The sequence below is a fragment of the Streptomyces celluloflavus genome, assembly GCA_000720995.1.
GTDB lineage: Bacteria > Actinomycetota > Actinomycetes > Streptomycetales > Streptomycetaceae > Streptomyces > Streptomyces celluloflavus.
In genome coordinates, this window is record JOEL01000012.1 from 229406 (window position 1) to 245336 (window position 15931).

Annotated in this window: 13 protein-coding genes and 1 tRNA gene; 1 reads left to right on the forward strand and 13 read right to left on the reverse strand. The window is 70.9% G+C overall.

The window, feature by feature from the left end:
• Window positions 1-61: 61 nt before the first annotated feature.
• The 13 genes from IH09_RS13580 to IH09_RS40610 all read right to left on the reverse strand — a co-directional run bounded on the left by IH09_RS13580 (window position 62) and on the right by IH09_RS40610 (window position 15381).
• Complete coding sequence (locus IH09_RS13580) at window positions 62-754, reverse strand: arsenate reductase/protein-tyrosine-phosphatase family protein (RefSeq protein ID WP_381531686.1); 693 nt, start codon at window positions 752-754, stop codon at window positions 62-64.
• Window positions 751-1398, reverse strand: a complete 648-nt coding sequence (locus tag IH09_RS13585; RefSeq protein ID WP_052856453.1) for an L-threonylcarbamoyladenylate synthase — start codon at window positions 1396-1398, stop codon at window positions 751-753. Before IH09_RS13585 ends, IH09_RS13580 begins: the two co-directional genes overlap by 4 nt.
• 53 nt (window positions 1399-1451) lie before the next feature.
• On the reverse strand, window positions 1452-2333 hold the full coding sequence (gene prmC, locus IH09_RS13590; protein WP_094791772.1) for a peptide chain release factor N(5)-glutamine methyltransferase: 882 nt from the start codon (window positions 2331-2333) through the stop codon (window positions 1452-1454).
• Between the two features lie 31 nt (window positions 2334-2364).
• Window positions 2365-3444, reverse strand: a complete 1080-nt coding sequence (prfA, locus tag IH09_RS13595) for a peptide chain release factor 1 (RefSeq protein ID WP_052856454.1) — start codon at window positions 3442-3444, stop codon at window positions 2365-2367.
• 159 nt (window positions 3445-3603) lie between these two features.
• On the reverse strand, window positions 3604-3825 hold the full coding sequence (gene rpmE / locus IH09_RS13600) for a 50S ribosomal protein L31 (protein WP_052856455.1): 222 nt from the start codon (window positions 3823-3825) through the stop codon (window positions 3604-3606).
• A gap of 174 nt (window positions 3826-3999) precedes the next feature.
• On the reverse strand, window positions 4000-5124 hold the full coding sequence (locus IH09_RS13605) for an LCP family protein (protein ID WP_052856456.1): 1125 nt from the start codon (window positions 5122-5124) through the stop codon (window positions 4000-4002).
• A gap of 364 nt (window positions 5125-5488) precedes the next feature.
• A complete protein-coding gene (gene rho / locus IH09_RS13610) occupies window positions 5489-7591 on the reverse strand; it encodes a transcription termination factor Rho (protein WP_052856457.1) in 2103 nt (700 codons plus the stop codon).
• A 375-nt stretch (window positions 7592-7966) separates the two neighbouring features.
• Window positions 7967-8884 carry a homoserine kinase gene (gene thrB / locus IH09_RS13615; protein ID WP_052856458.1) on the reverse strand — a complete coding sequence of 306 codons (918 nt, stop codon included), beginning with the start codon at window positions 8882-8884 and terminating at the stop codon, window positions 7967-7969.
• A 342-nt stretch (window positions 8885-9226) separates the two neighbouring features.
• A complete protein-coding gene (gene thrC, locus IH09_RS13620) occupies window positions 9227-10303 on the reverse strand; it encodes a threonine synthase (protein WP_052856459.1) in 1077 nt (358 codons plus the stop codon).
• An 11-nt stretch (window positions 10304-10314) separates the two neighbouring features.
• Window positions 10315-11607: a homoserine dehydrogenase gene (locus tag IH09_RS13625; protein WP_052856460.1), complete on the reverse strand. Its 1293-nt coding sequence runs from the start codon at window positions 11605-11607 to the stop codon at window positions 10315-10317.
• A 138-nt stretch (window positions 11608-11745) separates the two neighbouring features.
• On the reverse strand, window positions 11746-13137 hold the full coding sequence (gene lysA, locus IH09_RS13630) for a diaminopimelate decarboxylase (RefSeq protein WP_052856461.1): 1392 nt from the start codon (window positions 13135-13137) through the stop codon (window positions 11746-11748).
• A gap of 24 nt (window positions 13138-13161) precedes the next feature.
• Window positions 13162-14568: an ArgS-related anticodon-binding protein NrtL gene (gene nrtL, locus IH09_RS13635; protein WP_110952266.1), complete on the reverse strand. Its 1407-nt coding sequence runs from the start codon at window positions 14566-14568 to the stop codon at window positions 13162-13164.
• A 201-nt stretch (window positions 14569-14769) separates the two neighbouring features.
• Window positions 14770-15381, reverse strand: coding sequence for a response regulator (locus IH09_RS40610; RefSeq protein WP_404827259.1), 612 nt, complete (start codon window positions 15379-15381; stop codon window positions 14770-14772).
• A 200-nt stretch (window positions 15382-15581) separates the two neighbouring features.
• Here IH09_RS40610 and IH09_RS13645 point away from each other — a divergent pair.
• A tRNA-Arg gene (locus tag IH09_RS13645) sits at window positions 15582-15653 on the forward strand.
• Window positions 15654-15931: the final 278 nt, after the last annotated feature.

Consider the following 15931-nt stretch of genomic DNA (forward strand, 5'->3'; position numbering starts at 1 on the left):
AATGTAGGCGCGGCACGGCGATCGGGCGCGGTGTGCGCGGCCACCGGGCCGCGTCCGGGGGTCAGGCGCGTGCCGGGAGTCCCGTCAGTGCCGTGACGACCGGGTCGAGTGCCTGGTTGATCTCGTCGCCGATGGAGCGGAAGAAGGTGATGGGGGCGCCGTAGGGGTCGTAGACCTCGTCGGACTCCGGGTCGGGCGCCAGCAGCCAGCCGCGCAGCGCGGCGGCGGCGCCGACCAGCGCGCGGGCGCGCTCGACCAGCCCGCCGTCCGGCAGGTCCGGATCGGGCTCGGGCAGGGTGGCGGGGTCTATCGCCCGCACCAGCCGGTTGAACTCCTTGAGGGTGAAGGTGCGCAGTCCCGCGGAGTGGCCCATCGAGATGACCTGGGCGCGGTGGTCGCGGGTGGCGGTCAGCACCAGGTCGGCGCGGATGACGTGCTCGTCCAGGAGTTCCCGGCCGATGAAGCCGGCCGGGTCGGCGCCGTAGTCGGCGAGCACGGTGGCGGCGTGTGCCTCCATCGGGGCGCCTTCGTGGCCCCAGGTGCCGGCGCTCTCCACGAGCAGCCCGCCGCTGCGGGCCTCCCCCAGGCGTACCTCCAGGGCATGGCGGTGCAGCCGCTCGGTGATCGGCGAGCGGCAGACGTTGCCGGTGCTGACGTGGAGGATCCGGAAGGCGGGGAGGCGGCGGGAGGGGGCGGATGGGGGCAAGTCGTCGTCGCAGGGTCCTGCTATGCCACGCCCCAGGGGCGCCATCAATTGGCCACCTCGAGATCGGGCACGACCTTGCGCAGCTCGTCCGCGCTGATCGCGCCCTCGCGCAGCAGCACCGGGATCCGGCCGGTGACGTCGACGATCGAGGACGGCACGGCCGCGGGGGTCGGGCCGCCGTCGAGGTAGACGGAGACCGAGTCGCCGAGCATCTCCTGGGCGGCGTCGCAGTCCTGCGGAGACGGGTGGCCGGTGAGGTTGGCGCTGGAGACGGCCATCGGGCCGAAGTCGGTGAGCAGCTCGATCGCGACGGGGTGCAGCGGCATCCGTACCGCGACCGTGCCGCGGGTCTCGCCGAGGTCCCAGGTCAGCGACGGCTGGTGGGTGGCGACCAGGGTCAGCGCGCCGGGCCAGAAGGCGTCGACCAGCTCCCATGCCTGCTCGGAGAAGTCGGTGACCAGGCCGTGCAGGGTGTTCGGGGATCCGACGAGGACCGGGGAGGGCATCCCGCGGCCGCGGCCCTTGGCCTCCAGCAGGTCGCCGACTGCCTCGGCGCTGAACGCGTCCGCACCGATGCCGTAGACGGTATCGGTCGGCAGCACGACCAGCTCGCCGCGGCGGACGGCCGAGGCGGCCTCGCGCAGACCGGTCGCGCGGTCGGTCGCGTCGGTGCAGTCGTATCGCCGTGCCATTTAGCAGACCTCCTCGTGCGGAACGGATACATCAGGCGTCGGGGCGGCGGGTGTCATGGTGTCGCCCGGCGCGCGGTGGCGAAGCGGGGCCGGTTGTTGAGATCGGGGTGGTCGGCCGCGTCCGCCCACCCCTTCTCCTCGGTGAAGATCCACGGCACCTGTCCGCCCTGGGTGTCGGCGTGCTCGATGACGACGACGCCGCCGGGCCGCAGCAGCCGGTGTGCGGTCCGCTCGATGCCGCGAATGGTGTCCAGGCCGTCCTCGCCGGAGAACAGCGCCAGCCCGGGGTCGTGGTCGCGGGCCTCGGGTGCGACGTACTCCCACTCGGTCAGCGGGATGTACGGCGGGTTGGAGACGACGAGGTCGACCTGGCCGTCCAGCTCGGGGAGCGCGCTGAGCGCGTCCCCGTGGTGCAGGACGACGCGCGAGCCCGCGACGTTCTTCTGCGCGTACTGCAACGCGTCTTCGGAGAGTTCCACGGCGTGCACCCGCGAGCGCGGCACCTCCTGTGCGAGGGCGAGGGCGATGGCCCCGGAGCCGGTGCACAGATCGACGATCAGCGGCTCGACGACGTCCATGGCGCGGACCGCGTCTATCGCCCAGCCGACCACCGATTCGGTCTCCGGGCGGGGGACGAACACCCCGGGCCCGACGTGGAGTTCGAGGTAGCGGAAGAAGGCGCGGCCGGTGATGTGCTGGAGCGGTTCGCGTGCCTCGCGGCGGGCGATCGCCTCCCAGTAGCGGGCGTCGAAGTCCGCGTCGGGGACCGTGTGCAGCTCGCCCCGTTTGACGCCGTGCACATGCGCGGCGAGCTCCTCGGCGTCGAAACGCGGGGAGGGCACGCCGGCGTCGGCCAGCCGCTGGGTGGCCTGGGCCACCTCGGCGAGCAGCACCGAGCGGGGGTTCGGGGGGCGCTCCCCGGGGGAATGCAGCACGGGGCTTCCTCCAGCCGGTACGTACGGGGTCTTACTGGGCGGCGGCGAGCTTGGCCGCGGAGTCGGCGTCCACGCACGCCTGGATGACCGGGTCGAGCTCGCCGTCGAGCACCTGGTCCAAGTTGTACGCCTTGAAGCCGACCCGGTGGTCCGAGATGCGGTTCTCCGGGAAGTTGTACGTCCGGATGCGCTCCGAGCGGTCCACCGTCCGCACCTGGCTGCGCCGGGCGTCCGACGCCTCCCGCTCCGCCTCTTCCTGGGCCGCGGCCAGCAGCCGCGAGCGCAGGATACGCATCGCCTGCTCCTTGTTCTGGAGCTGGCTCTTCTCGTTCTGGCAGGAGACGACGATGCCGGTGGGCAGGTGGGTGATGCGCACGGCGGAGTCGGTGGTGTTGACCGACTGGCCGCCGGGGCCCGAGGAGCGGTAGACGTCGATGCGCAGGTCGTTGGGGCCGATCTCGACCTCGACCTCCTCGGCCTCGGGCGTGACGAGCACGCCGGCCGCGGAGGTGTGGATACGGCCCTGGGACTCGGTGGCCGGCACCCGCTGGACGCGGTGCACGCCGCCCTCGTACTTCAACCGCGCCCAGACGCCCTGGCCGGGCTCGGTGGCGCCGTTGCCGCCCTTGGTCTTCACGGCGACCTGGACGTCCTTGTAACCGCCGAGGTCGGACTCGTTGGCTTCGAGGATCTCGGTCTTCCAGCCGGCCCGCTCGGCGTAGCGCAGATACATCCGCAGCAGATCGCCGGCGAACAGCGCGGACTCCTCGCCGCCCTCGCCCGCCTTGACCTCCAGGATGACGTCCTTGTCGTCGCTGGGGTCGCGCGGTACGAGCAGCAGCCGCAGCTTCTCGGTCAGCGTCTCGCGGCGGGCGTCGAGTTCCTTGACCTCGTCGGCGAAGTCCGGGTCGTCCACGGCGAATTCGCGCGCGGTCTCGATGTCTTCGCCGGTCTGCTTCCAGGAGCGGTACGTCGTGATGATCGGGGTCAGTTCGGAGTAGCGCTTGTTGAGCCGCTTGGCCTCGCGCTGGTCGGCGTGGACCGCGGGGTCGGCCAGTTGCTTCTCAAGACCGGCGTGCTCGCCGATCAGTTCCTCGACCGCCTCGAACATCGTGGGGTTCCTCTGCTGACTGGGTGTTCCGGGGGCCGGCACCTGTGCGGCGGGGCCGCGGCTTCCCGGACCCCCGGCCGGGTCCGTGGCCTGGACGACAAAGCGCCGGTCCGGTCACCCCTGCGAAGGGGCGACCGGAGACCGGCGCCTTGCGGGTCGCTACTTCTTGGCGGCAGCGGCCTTGCCGAAACGGGCCTCGAAGCGGGCCACGCGGCCGCCGGTGTCCATGATCTTCTGCTTGCCCGTGTAGAACGGGTGGCACTCGGAGCAGACGTCGGCGCGGATGCTGCCGTCGGCAACGGTGCTGCGGGTGGTGAACGACGCGCCACAGGTGCAGCTGACCTGGGTCTCGACGTACTCCGGGTGAATGTCGCGCTTCAAGGGGTTCTCCTAGGTTCGGGAGTGCTCCGGGTCGTGCTGCGGATTGCGTCACGTGAACCGGGGCCGACGGTCCAGTCTGCCAGGACTCGCCGTATCTCCCAAAACCGGGGTACGGCCGCGGCTATTCCCCGGGGCGGGCCGGGGGCCGGGCGGCTCCGGGCCGGGATCGGCCGGCTACTTGACGTAGCTGCTGGTGCCGCCCTTGTCGCCGATGGAGTCCTTGAGCGCGGCCGCGGGGATGTCCTTGTCCTGCCGCAGCGCGTCCCAGACGAGGGCGCTCTGCCGGGTCAGCGGCTGCACCCGGTCCGGGTTGATCCGGTCGGTGGTCACCGGCAGCGTCACCATGTGGATGTTCTCCGACCCGATACCGCCCAGGCTCTTGGCCAGCCCGGTCAGCTCGCCGACGGAGTTGAGGTCGGTGTCGGTGGTGATGGCCTTGGTGGCCGTATCGGCGATTTTGTACAGCTTGGTGGGGTTGGTGAGTATCCCGACGTTCTTGACCTGGTTCATCAGGGCCTTGACGAACGTCTGCTGCAACTGGATGCGGCCCAGGTCGCTGCCGTCGCCGCCGGGGACGCCGTGCCGGGTCCGCACCAGGCCGAGCGCCTGTTCGCCGTCGAGGGTGTGCTTGCCGGGCGGCAGGTGCAGATGGCTGCTGTTGTCGTTGATCGCCTTGCTGGTGGTGATCTCCACCCCGCCCAGCGCGTCGATGAGCTTCTTGAAGCCGGTGAAGTCGACCTCGACGAAGTGGTCCATGCGGATGCCGCTCATCGACTCGACGGTCTTGACGGCGCACGCCGGGCCGCCGACCTCGTACGCGGTGTTGAACATCGCCCGCTGCGACCCGGGGACGTTCTTGCCGTCCTTGGTGCAGTCGGGCCGCTGGATCATCGTGTCCCGGGGGATGCTGACGACGCCGGCCTTCTTGTGGCCCTCGTACACGTGCATGATCATCGCCGTGTCGGAGCGCGCCCCGCCCTCGTCGGCGCCGTATTCGCTGTTCTTGCCCGCCCGGGAGTCCGATCCGAGGACCAGGATGTCCATCGAGCCGTTGTCGACGTTCTTGGGCCGGTCCCTGCCGAGGGCGGCGTTGATGTCGACGCCCTTCAGGTTGCCGTTGAGTTTGAAGTAGACGTAGCCGATGCCCGCCCCGCCGAGCAGGACGGCGCTGACCAGCGTGCACAGGGTGATGGTCAGGATCCGGCGGCGCCGGGGCGGAGCCTTGCGCCGGCGGCCGGTGGCCCGTATGCGGTGGGCGCGGCTTTCGGCCGTCTTCGCGGTCCCCTTGCTCTGCGCCATCTGCTCCTCAGTCCTCGGTTCTCTCGACTGCCCCTCGCCGGTACCCGTGTCTGCCACGGCCTGTCGTGCCCAGTCAGACGGGAGGTAGACCGGAAGGGTTGCACAGCGCGTGATGAGGGCTTTCTTAGAAAACCGCGCCGAAGAGGACCGCCGGTTCGGGACTTTCGTCCCTCTCACCTGGGCTTTCTGCGCCTTTTCGGCCATCTTTGCCGCCGGTGTGCGCTACGCACCCTTGTGCGGAAGGTCTCAGGCGGCGGTGCGCCGTGGGCGATACGGGTCACACCGGGCGCGCGGGCGGGCGGACAGCACGAAGCCCTCCCCGCCCACAGGGGCGAGGAGGGCTTCGCGGACTGCGCTACGGGCGTCAGTCGTTGCCGTTGCCCATACCCGGCGTCGTCTTCTGGATCTGGAGCAGGAACTCCGCGTTGGACTTCGTCTGCTTCATCTTGTCCAGCAGCAGCTCGATGGCCTGCTGCTGGTCCAGCGCGTGCAGCACCCGGCGCAGCTTCCAGACGACGGCGAGCTCGTCGCTGCCCATCAGGATCTCTTCCTTACGGGTACCGGACGCGTCCACGTCCACCGCCGGGAAGATGCGCTTGTCGGCGAGCTTGCGGTCGAGCTTGAGCTCCAGGTTGCCGGTGCCCTTGAACTCCTCGAAGATCACCTCGTCCATCCGCGAGCCGGTCTCGACCAGCGCGGTGGCCAGGATGGTCAGCGAACCGCCGTCCTCGATGTTGCGCGCGGCACCGAAGAAGCGCTTCGGCGGGTAGAGCGCGGTCGAGTCGACACCACCGGACAGGATGCGGCCGGAGGCGGGCGCCGCGAGGTTGTACGCGCGGCCCAGGCGGGTGATGGAGTCCAGCAGGACGACCACGTCGTGACCCAGCTCGACGAGGCGCTTGGCGCGCTCGATGGCCAGCTCGGCGACGGTGGTGTGGTCCTCGGCCGGGCGGTCGAAGGTCGAGGAGATGACCTCGCCCTTGACCGACCGCTGCATGTCGGTGACCTCTTCGGGCCGCTCGTCGACGAGGACGACCATCAGGTGGCACTCGGGGTTGTTGCGGGTGATCGCGTTGGCGACCGCCTGCATGATCATGGTCTTGCCGGTCTTCGGCGGGGCCACGATCAGACCACGCTGGCCCTTGCCGATCGGCGCGACCAGGTCGATGATCCGGGTCGTCAGACCGCCCGACTCCCCCTCCAGCCGCAGTCGGTCCTGCGGGTAAAGGGGCGTCAGCTTGCCGAACTCCGCCCGGCCGCGGCCCTGTTCGGGCGAGACGCTGTTGACGGTGTCCAGGCGGACCAGCGCGTTGAACTTCTCGCGCCGCTCGCCGTCCTTGGGCTGGCGGACCGCGCCGGTGACGTGGTCACCCTTGCGCAGACCGTTCTTGCGGACCTGCGCGAGCGAGACGTACACGTCGTTCGGACCGGGCAGGTAGCCGGAGGTCCGGATGAACGCGTAGTTGTCCAGGATGTCGAGGATGCCCGCGACGGGGATCAGGACGTCGTCCTCGTTGACCTGCGGCTCGTTGCCGAACTCCTCGCGGCCGCCGCGACGGCCCCGGCGGTCGCGGTAGCGGCCGCGACGGCCCCGGCGGCCGCCCTCGAAGTCGTCGTCCTCCTCGACACGGCGGTTGTCACGGTTGTCGCGGTTGTCCCGCTGGCGGTTGCCGCCCTGGCCGCCGTCCGCGTCGGCCTTGCCGCGCCGGTCGCCACGGTCCTGGCGCTCACCGCGGTCCTGGCGCTCGCCGCGGTCCTGACGGTCCCCGCGGTCGCGCTGACCGCGCTGGCCGCGGTCGCCCTTCTGACCGCGGTCCTGGCGCTCGCCACGGTCCTGGCGCTCGCCGGTCTTGGTCGCCCGGCCGTCGGCGCCGTCCTGCGCGGAGACCGCGACCGCGGCCTCCACCTTGGCGTCCGCCTTGACCGTCGTCGTCTCGGGACGCGCCTCGGTCTTGACGTCTCCGGCGGCGCCCTCGGGGCTGCCCGCCGCGGCGGTGGCCCGGCGCCGGCGGCGCTCACCGGCCGGCTGCTCATCGCTGACCGGCTGGCCGGGGATGTCGATCTGCTGCTGGCCCACGGCCTTCTCGGCGGCCGGCTCGGCCTTGGCGGCCTTCTCGGCGGACCGGTCCGTACCGTCCTCGCCGGTGCGGGCCTTGGAGGTCGTACGGCGCTTCGGCTTGGTCTCGGCAGGCGCGTCGGCCTTGGCCGTGGCCCCGCCGGCCTGCTTCTCCTTGATGACCTCGATCAACTGGCTCTTGCGCATCCGCGCGGTGCCCTTGATCCCGAGGCCGGAGGCAACCTGCTGAAGCTCTGCCAGGACCATGCCGTCAAGGCCGGTGCCGGAACGGCGTCGCCGCGTGGCAGGGGCTGTGGCAGCACCGGTGGCAGGCGCGGCGGGAGCGTCCGTGGCGGGCGCGGTGGCACTGCCATCGGTGCGCACGCCCATCAGATCGGTGGTGTCGCTCACGAAGGGTCCTTCCCTGGAGCGGGCGTCGGCCTGTCTGGCTCGGCGACCGGTCGTGCTGCCCGGCTGTGGTCCTTGGGTCTTGCGGACCGGGCCGGGGCGGTGGTCCCGCCGGAAACGGCGGAAAGATCAATTGATGGTTCCGGCGCGAAGAGATGCAGAGTGACTCATGTCGTCACGCCGATTCCGGAGCGTGCTCACTCCTGCTCAGGCCATTGCTCCAAGCAGTTTGGGAAGCTCCCGGAAGAAAGTCGTCCCGATGGGGGACACGAAGCACCGCGCCACTCAGGCGTCGAGTACTGACTTGAGGTTAACACTACCGGATCCAACAAACATTCCCCCTCTCCAAGGCCGGCAATCGTCGATCACCCGCGTCGATCACCCGGCGAGCGGCAGGACGCAGGTCCCCGCCGCGTCAAGGGTCAGCCGATTGGCCGCCCACCCCTCACCCGCCAGCCGTGCGACCTTGTCGGCCGCAGCGTCCTCGACCAGCGCGAGCACCGTCGGGCCCGCGCCGGAGATGACTGCGGGGACGCCGTCCGCGCGCAGTCGGTTCACCAGGGCCACGCTCTCCGGCATCGCGGGGGCGCGGTACTCCTGGTGCAGTCGGTCCTCGGTCGCCGCGAGCAGCAGCTCGGGGCGCCTGGTCAGCGCCTCGACGAGCAGTGCGGCACGGCCGGCGTTGACCGCGGCGTCCACATGCGGGACGGTGCGCGGCAGCAGTCCGCGGGCGGTCTCGGTCAGCACCGGTTTCCCGGACACGAAGACCACCGGAACGATGGAATCCGCCGGATCCATCCGGATCGCCCGCGCGGCGCCGGTGTCCGTCCAGGCGAGCGTGAAGCCGCCGAGCAGGCAGGCGGCGACGTTGTCGGGGTGGCCCTCGATCTCGGTGGCCAGCTCCAGCAGCGCGGCGTCGTCGAGCTTCTGCTCACCGCCTATCGTCACGGCGCGGGCGGCGACGATACCGGCGCAGATGGCCGCGGACGAGGACCCCAGGCCACGGCCGTGCGGAATGCGGTTGGCGCAGACGATTTCCAGGCCGCGCGGCTGCCCGCCGAGCAGCTCGAAGGCGGCGCGCAGGGACCGGACGAGCAGATGGCTCTCGTCGCGCGGCAGCGTGTCCGCCCCCTCACCTGCGATGTCGACGTGCAGACCGGAGTCGGCGACGCGCACCACGACATCGTCGTACAGGCCCAGGGAAAGACCCAGGGCATCGAAGCCGGGACCGAGATTGGCGCTGGTAGCGGGGGTGCGCACCCGGACGGCGGCGGCGCGGAACGCGGGACCGGCCATCGCTCGATGACTCTCCTTGATTGATGCTGCGGTACTGCCCCGGAACACCGCGGCACCTGGGTGCCCGGACGGCTCGTGGGGACTGTTCTGACCTGCCCTGCGTACCACTGCGTTATGCCGTGGGGAGGGGAGTTGGCTGCCAGCCTATCGAAGGAAGGTTCTGTGGCGACATAGGGCGCACAGGAGGCGCACGATGCGTGTCGCACACCGGCCCATGCCCCGCCGCCCCCTTTTCAGCCTTTGCAGCCTTTGCACAATTTGCTGCACGTGGGGTGCGGGACGGCGACCGTCCCGCACCCCACGCCGTACGAGCGGGGTCCGCCCGCCCGCCGGATGCCGGTGCTACGCGAGACCGAGGCGCTCGGCCGCGGCGTCCGCGTCGATCGGGACCGTGACCGGCTGCGGCGCGCCGGCCACCGCCCAGTCCGGGTCCTTGAGGCCGTTGCCGGTGACCGTACAGACGATCCGCTGGCCCGGGTCCACCTTGCCCTGCTCGGCGGCCTTCAGCAGACCGGCGACCGAGGCGGCTGAGGCGGGCTCCACGAAGACGCCCTCCTGAGCGGCCAACAGGCGGTAGGCGGCCAGGATCTGACGGTCCGTCACCTCGTCGATGAGGCCGCCCGACTCGTCCCGGGCCTGCTCGGCGAACGCCCAGGAGGCGGGGTTGCCGATGCGGATCGCGGTGGCGACGGTGTGCGGGTCCTTGACGACCTCGCCGCGCACGATCGGCGCGCTGCCGGACGCCTGGAAGCCCCACATCCGGGGGGTGTGCGAGGCGATGCCGTCGGCCGCGTACTCCCGGTAGCCGCGCCAGTACGCCGTGATGTTTCCGGCGTTGCCGACCGGCAGCACATGGATGTCGGGCGCGTCGTCGAGCATGTCGACGATTTCGAAGGCGGCGGTCTTCTGGCCCTCGATGCGCACCGGGTTGACGGAGTTCACAAGTGCGACCGGGTACTTCTCGGAGAGGCCTCGGGCGAGCGTCAGGCAGTCGTCGAAATTTCCGTCGATCTGCAGGATCTTCGCGCCGTGCACCAGCGCCTGCCCCATCTTGCCGAGGGCGATCTTGCCCTGCGGGACGAGCACCGCGCAGACCATGCCGGCGCGCACGGCGTACGCGGCGGCCGAGGCGGAGGTGTTGCCGGTGGAGGCGCAGATCACCGCCTTGGCACCCTCCTCCTTCGCCCGGGTGATGGCCATCGTCATCCCGCGGTCCTTGAAGGAACCGGTGGGGTTGGCGCCCTCGACCTTGAGATGCACCTCACAGCCGGTGCGCTCGGAGAGCACCTGGGCCGGCACGAGGGGCGTGCCGCCCTCCCGGAGGGTGACGATCTCGGCCGTGTCGCCGACCGGCAGCCGGTCACGGTATTCCTCGATGATTCCGCGCCACTGACGGCTCGCGGTGGACTTGGCAGACATGGGTTGGTTCCTTACTCCCCTTCGACCCGCATGATGCTGGCGACACCGCGGACGGTGTCCAGCTCGCGCAGCGCGCCGACGGTCGATGACAGCGCGGCGTCGGCCGCTCGGTGGGTGACGACGACGAGGGACGCCTCGCCGTCCTTGCCCTGCTGACGGACCGTATCGATCGATACGCCGTGTTCCGCGAAGACCGTCGCGACCTGCGCGAGAACACCCGGTTTATCCGCCACGTCGAGACTGATGTGGTAGCGCGTGACGACATCGCCCATGGGGCTGACGGGCAGCCGCGTGTACGCCGACTCCCCCGGCCCGGTGGCACCGGCGAGCTTGTTGCGGCAGACCGCGACGAGGTCGCCGAGCACGGCGGAGGCGGTCGGCGAACCGCCCGCGCCCGGTCCGTAGAACATCAGCTGACCGGCCGCGTCGGCCTCGACGAAGACCGCGTTGTACGCCTCGCGCACGGAGGCGAGCGGATGGCTGAGCGGGATCATCGCGGGATGCACCCGGGCAGTGACGGAGGCGCCGTCCGCGGCCCGCTCGCAGATGGCGAGCAGCTTGACCGTGCAGCCCATCCGCTTGGCGGAGGCGATGTCGGCGGCGGTGACCTCGGTGATGCCCTCGCGGTGCACATCGTCCAGCCGCACCCGGGTGTGGAAGGCGATACCGGCCAGGATCGCGGCCTTGGCCGCCGCGTCGAAGCCCTCCACGTCGGCGGTCGGGTCGGCCTCCGCGTACCCGAGCGCGGTGGCCTCGTCCAGCGCCTCGCTGTACCCGGCCCCGCTGCCGTCCATCTTGTCGAGGATGAAGTTCGTGGTGCCGTTGACGATGCCCAGCACGCGGTTGACCTTGTCACCGGCAAGCGATTCGCGCAGCGGCCGGACGAGCGGGATCGCCCCGGCGACCGCGGCCTCGTAGTAGAGGTCCGCGCCGTGCTCCTGCGCGGCGGCGTGCAGCGCCGCACCGTCCGCGGCGACCAGCGCCTTGTTGGCGGAGACCACGCTCGCGCCGTGGGCGAAGGCGGTGGTGATCAGTCCGCGGGCGGGTTCGATCCCGCCGATGACCTCGATCACGACGTCGATGTCACCGCGTTTGACGAGCGCGGTGGCATCCGTGGTGACCAGCTCGGCCGGGACGCCGTCGCGCACCTTGTCGGGGCGGCGGACGGCGATCCCGGCGAGCTCCACGGGCGCACCGATGCGGGCCGCGAGGTCGTCGGCGTGCGTCGTCATGATGCGCGCCACCTCTGAGCCGACAACACCACAGCCCAGCAGCGCCACCTTCAGCGGACGCGTACGCATCATTCGACCTCTGCTTTTCATCGATCCAGCCGTTTTCCTGCTTGTTAATGCACCAGTCTCACGCACCGGACGGCACTTTCCGTCCAAAGTCCAGATGCCGAGACATTTATTTCATCCGGGGCCCGGTGCGGTGGATCCGGCTCAGCCGACATCCAACCGCAGGAGATCTTCCTCCGTCTCCCGGCGGACGATCACCCTGGCCGCACCGTCCGCGACCGCCACGACCGGCGGCCGCAGCGCGTGGTTGTAGTTGCTCGCCATCGAGCGGCAGTACGCGCCGGTGGCCGGCACCGCGAGCAGGTCCCCCGGCGCCACGTCGGCGGGCAGGAAGGCGTCCCGTACGACGATGTCGCCGCTCTCGCAGTGCTTGCCGACGACGCGCGAGAGCATCGGCTCGGCATCGGAGGAGCGCGAGACGAGCGCGACGCTGTACTCGGCGTCGTACAGGGCCGTGCGGATATTGTCCGACATTCCGCCGTCGACGGACACATAGGTCCGCAGCCCGGTCAGTTCCTTGACCGTCCCGACCTCGTACAGCGTGAAGGCCGTCGGCCCGACGATGGCCCGCCCCGGCTCGACCGACAGCCGGGGGACGGCCAGCCCGGCCGCCGCGCACTCCCGGGTCACGATGTCGCCGAGCGCCGCCGCGATCTCATGCGGCTCCCGCGGGTCGTCGTCCGAGGTGTACGCGATCCCGAGCCCGCCCCCGAGGTCGATCTCCGGCAGCTCGATGCCGTGCTCGTCGCGCACCTCGGTCAGCAGCTGCACCACGCGCCGGGCCGACACCTCGAAGCCGGCCATGTCGAAGATCTGCGACCCGATGTGCGAATGGATGCCGGTCAGCTCCAGCCCGTCCAGCTTCAGCGCCCGCCGCACCGCCTCCGCGGCCTGCCCGCCGGCCAGCGCGATCCCGAACTTCTGGTCCTCGTGCGCCGTCGCGATGAACTCGTGCGTATGCGCCTCGACGCCGACCGTGACCCGGATCTGCACCCGCTGCCGCTTGCCCAGCCGCTCCGCGATGTGCGCGACCCGCACGATCTCCTGGAACGAATCCAGCACGATCCGCCCCACCCCGGCCTCCACGGCACGGGTGATCTCCTCGGTGCTCTTGTTGTTGCCGTGCAGCGCGATCCGCTCGGCGGGCATCCCGGCCGAGAGCGCGGTGGCCAGCTCACCGCCCGAGCACACGTCGAGATTGAGCCCCTCCTCGGCCAGCCACCGCACGACGGCCCGGGACAGGAACGCCTTCCCGGCGTAGAAGACATCGGCCCCCGGCCCGAAGGCGTCCTTCCAGGCCCGGCAGCGCGCCCGGAAGTCGTCCTCGTCCAGGAAGTACGCGGGCGTGCCGAACTCCTCGGCCAGCGCACCGACGTCCAGCCCGCCGACGGTCACCACACCGTCGGCATTGCGCCGGACGGTACGGGACCAGACGCGCGGGTCGAGGGTGTTGAGATCGGCGGGCGGCGCGGCGTAGTGGCCCTCGGGCAGCACATCGGCGTAGCGGGGCCCTGCGGGGTGGGCGGAACGGCTCATGACGGTGAAGATCCCCTCAAGGGTTCAGAGGTGGTCGGGCGCGGAGATGCCGAGCAGGCGCAGGCCGTTGGCGAGCACCGTCCCGGTGGCCTCGACGAGGGCCAGCCGGGCGCGGTGAACGGCCAAGGGTTTCTGCTCCCCCACGGGCAGCGGCGGACAGACGTCATGCCAGCGGAAGAACGCGTCCGCCGTCGCCTCCAGCTGCCGCACCACCCGATCCGGCGCCAACTGCCGCGCCGCGGCTTCCACGGCGGCGGGGTAGCCGGCCAGGAGCACGTGCAGGGTCTGGTGGGCCTGGAGGGCGGGGGGTGGCGGCTGGGAGGCGGGGGGCGGTCCGCCGGACGGGCGTGATCGGTCGGACGGGCGTGATCCGTTGGACGGGCGTGATCCGTCGGCTCGGGGTGAGTGGTGGGGGGCGGCGGAGCTGGCGGTCGCGAGGTCGGAGGGCTCGGGGGCTCCGGGGGCTGTGGCAGTTGCTGCGGAGGGGGTGACGACTGCGGAGCGCGTGGGGCCGGCGGCGGGGCGTACGGAGCCCGTGGCGGTGACGAGGCCGGTGGGGCTCTCCCTCTTCACGCCGACGGCGGAAGGTATGGGTTCGGGCCGGCGTCCTGCGTCGACGGAAGCCGCAGGCCCGACACCGCAACCGGTATCGACGTCGATGTTGCCGTCAACGTCGACGAAACGGTCGCTCACCGCCGTGTCCCCGCCCGCGAACACCTCCCCCGGCTCGCTCCCGAACCCCAGCTCCCGCGCGTTGCGCGCCAATGCCCGGCTCCGCGCGTACGCGTACTGCACCCGGAACCGCGGATTGCTCTCCCGCTGCACCGGCCGCTCCGGCAACCGCACCGGATCATGCGCCGCGGGCCGCAGCAACGCCCACCGGGCCTCGTCCGCCCCGAGCCGCGCGACCAGCCCGGCCAGCTCCTCCGCACTGCCCCCCGACCCCGGCACGTCCCCCCGACGCATCAGCCGCCCGCTCCCCCCGGCCGCCACGATCCGCTCCAACGCCTCGGCGACCGCAACCCCCCGAGCCCCGCCCCCACTGGGAAACGCCGCCTCGACAACGCCCCCGTCCCCCTCATGCACACTCCGGGCCCCGTACGCCGCCCCCTGGGCCAGCACATCCCGTACGAGCGCGGCCGACGCGCCCTCCCCCAGCGTGAAGTTCAAGAACCCCGGTCCGGCGATCTCGACCCGCGCGATCCCGGCCGTACCGACCAGCCGCTTCCGCAGAATCTCGGCGATCTCCCGGGCCGGCCGGCCGGCGGGCTTGGCGAGCTGCAACGCGACATTGGAGGCGTAGTCCCCGCACCCGGCCCGCGGCGGCGGCTCCACCACGATCCGCACCGGCACCGGCACGGAGAGCTCCCGCTCCTCAACGGCACCACGCACGGAGCGCAGGACGGTACGGGAGAGCTCAGCGGGGGTCACAGGACAAGCGTATGGGAGAAGGGGGCCACCCACGCGACCCCGTTTCGCCCTGTGGACCACCAGCCCTACGAACACCTCGCCGAACGGAGACGCCGACAGTCATCCGGCCCCGGCACTGACCCTGGCCCTGGCCCTGGCCCCGAGCCTCGGCCCCGTAGACCCAACCCATCCACCCCACCCAACGCCCCGACCACCCCGCCGTCAGCCCCCGGGCCGAACCACCGACCCCGAGCCCCCCTCTGCCTCCACCTCAACGTCCCCGTCCACACCCAAACCCGCATCAACAGCCGCTTCGGCATCTACAGCGACATCGACGTCGACATGGGCATGGGCATCCATCAGCCCACCGGACGCCATCACCCCGTGCCCCGCGCCCGCAACGCCCGCCGCGCCGGCCTCGCCTTCCACCTCGTCCTCACGCCCGGACCCTCGCTCCCGCCCCTGCCGCACAAGTTCCCCGACCGTGCGTACCAGCTCCGTCGGCTCGAACGGCTTGGCGAGAAACGCGTCCACCCCCAGCGAGTCACCGCTGTCCACCTCGACCTGGGTGCACGCACTGATGATGGCGATGGGGATGTCCCACGTCCGCGGATCGGAACGCAGCCGCGCGGCCGTGTGCAGACCGTTGAGCCGCGGCATCACCACGTCAAGGGTCACCACATCGGGTCTCACGTGGTGCACCACATCCAGGCATTCGGCACCATCAGCCGCGGTCACGACCTCGTAGCCCTCAAGCTCGAGATTGACCCTGATCAACTGCCGGATCACCTTGTTGTCATCAACGACAAGGATCCGACCGGGCAAGCCAGGCACACCATGAGACTAGGCGCCCACCTGCGGCTGCGTCCCGGTTTTGCCCACTTCCGCCCCGTGCGAGGGACCTTTCCCCGACCCTCGCCGGCACCGCCCCCGGATGCGCTACGCCCCTCCCCCATCCCCCGCAAAACCCTGTTCCTGAACACCCCATCAGAGCTGGTAGGGTTCTACCCGTCGCCACAACAACAGGGCGAAACGCCCCCGTAGCTCAGGGGATAGAGCAACGGCCTCCGGAGCCGTGTGCGCAGGTTCGAATCCTGCCGGGGGCACTCGCCTGATCACCTCCCAAAGTTGGAATGTGACAGGGCGGATGCCGAAACGAGAGAGCGGGAGTCAGTAATACTGACTCCCGCTCTTTCTCGTTGTCTCCCAGCGTTCTTGTCTCCCAGCGTTCGCGGCACATCTCTGACACACGTGTCAGGCCGCGCCGTTCTCCTCTTCCGACCGCCCTCGTGATCTTCACGTTGGCCGCTTCCTCGATCGCATTCGATGAATGCGTGGGCGAGGGTGCGTTCCTGACGTGTCCGAGCGGCTGGGCAGCCACGTC

Coding starts and splice junctions, on each gene's coding strand:
- IH09_RS13585 (WP_052856453.1), bottom strand. CDS start 1,398: ATGGCACGGCGATACGACTGCACCGACGCGACCGACCGCGCGACCGGT.
- prfA (WP_052856454.1), bottom strand. CDS start 3,444: ATGTTCGAGGCGGTCGAGGAACTGATCGGCGAGCACGCCGGTCTTGAG.
- IH09_RS13605 (WP_052856456.1), bottom strand. CDS start 5,124: ATGGCGCAGAGCAAGGGGACCGCGAAGACGGCCGAAAGCCGCGCCCAC.
- thrB (WP_052856458.1), bottom strand. CDS start 8,884: ATGGCCGGTCCCGCGTTCCGCGCCGCCGCCGTCCGGGTGCGCACCCCC.
- thrC (WP_052856459.1), bottom strand. CDS start 10,303: ATGTCTGCCAAGTCCACCGCGAGCCGTCAGTGGCGCGGAATCATCGAG.
- IH09_RS13625 (WP_052856460.1), bottom strand. CDS start 11,607: ATGATGCGTACGCGTCCGCTGAAGGTGGCGCTGCTGGGCTGTGGTGTT.
- lysA (WP_052856461.1), bottom strand. CDS start 13,137: ATGAGCCGTTCCGCCCACCCCGCAGGGCCCCGCTACGCCGATGTGCTG.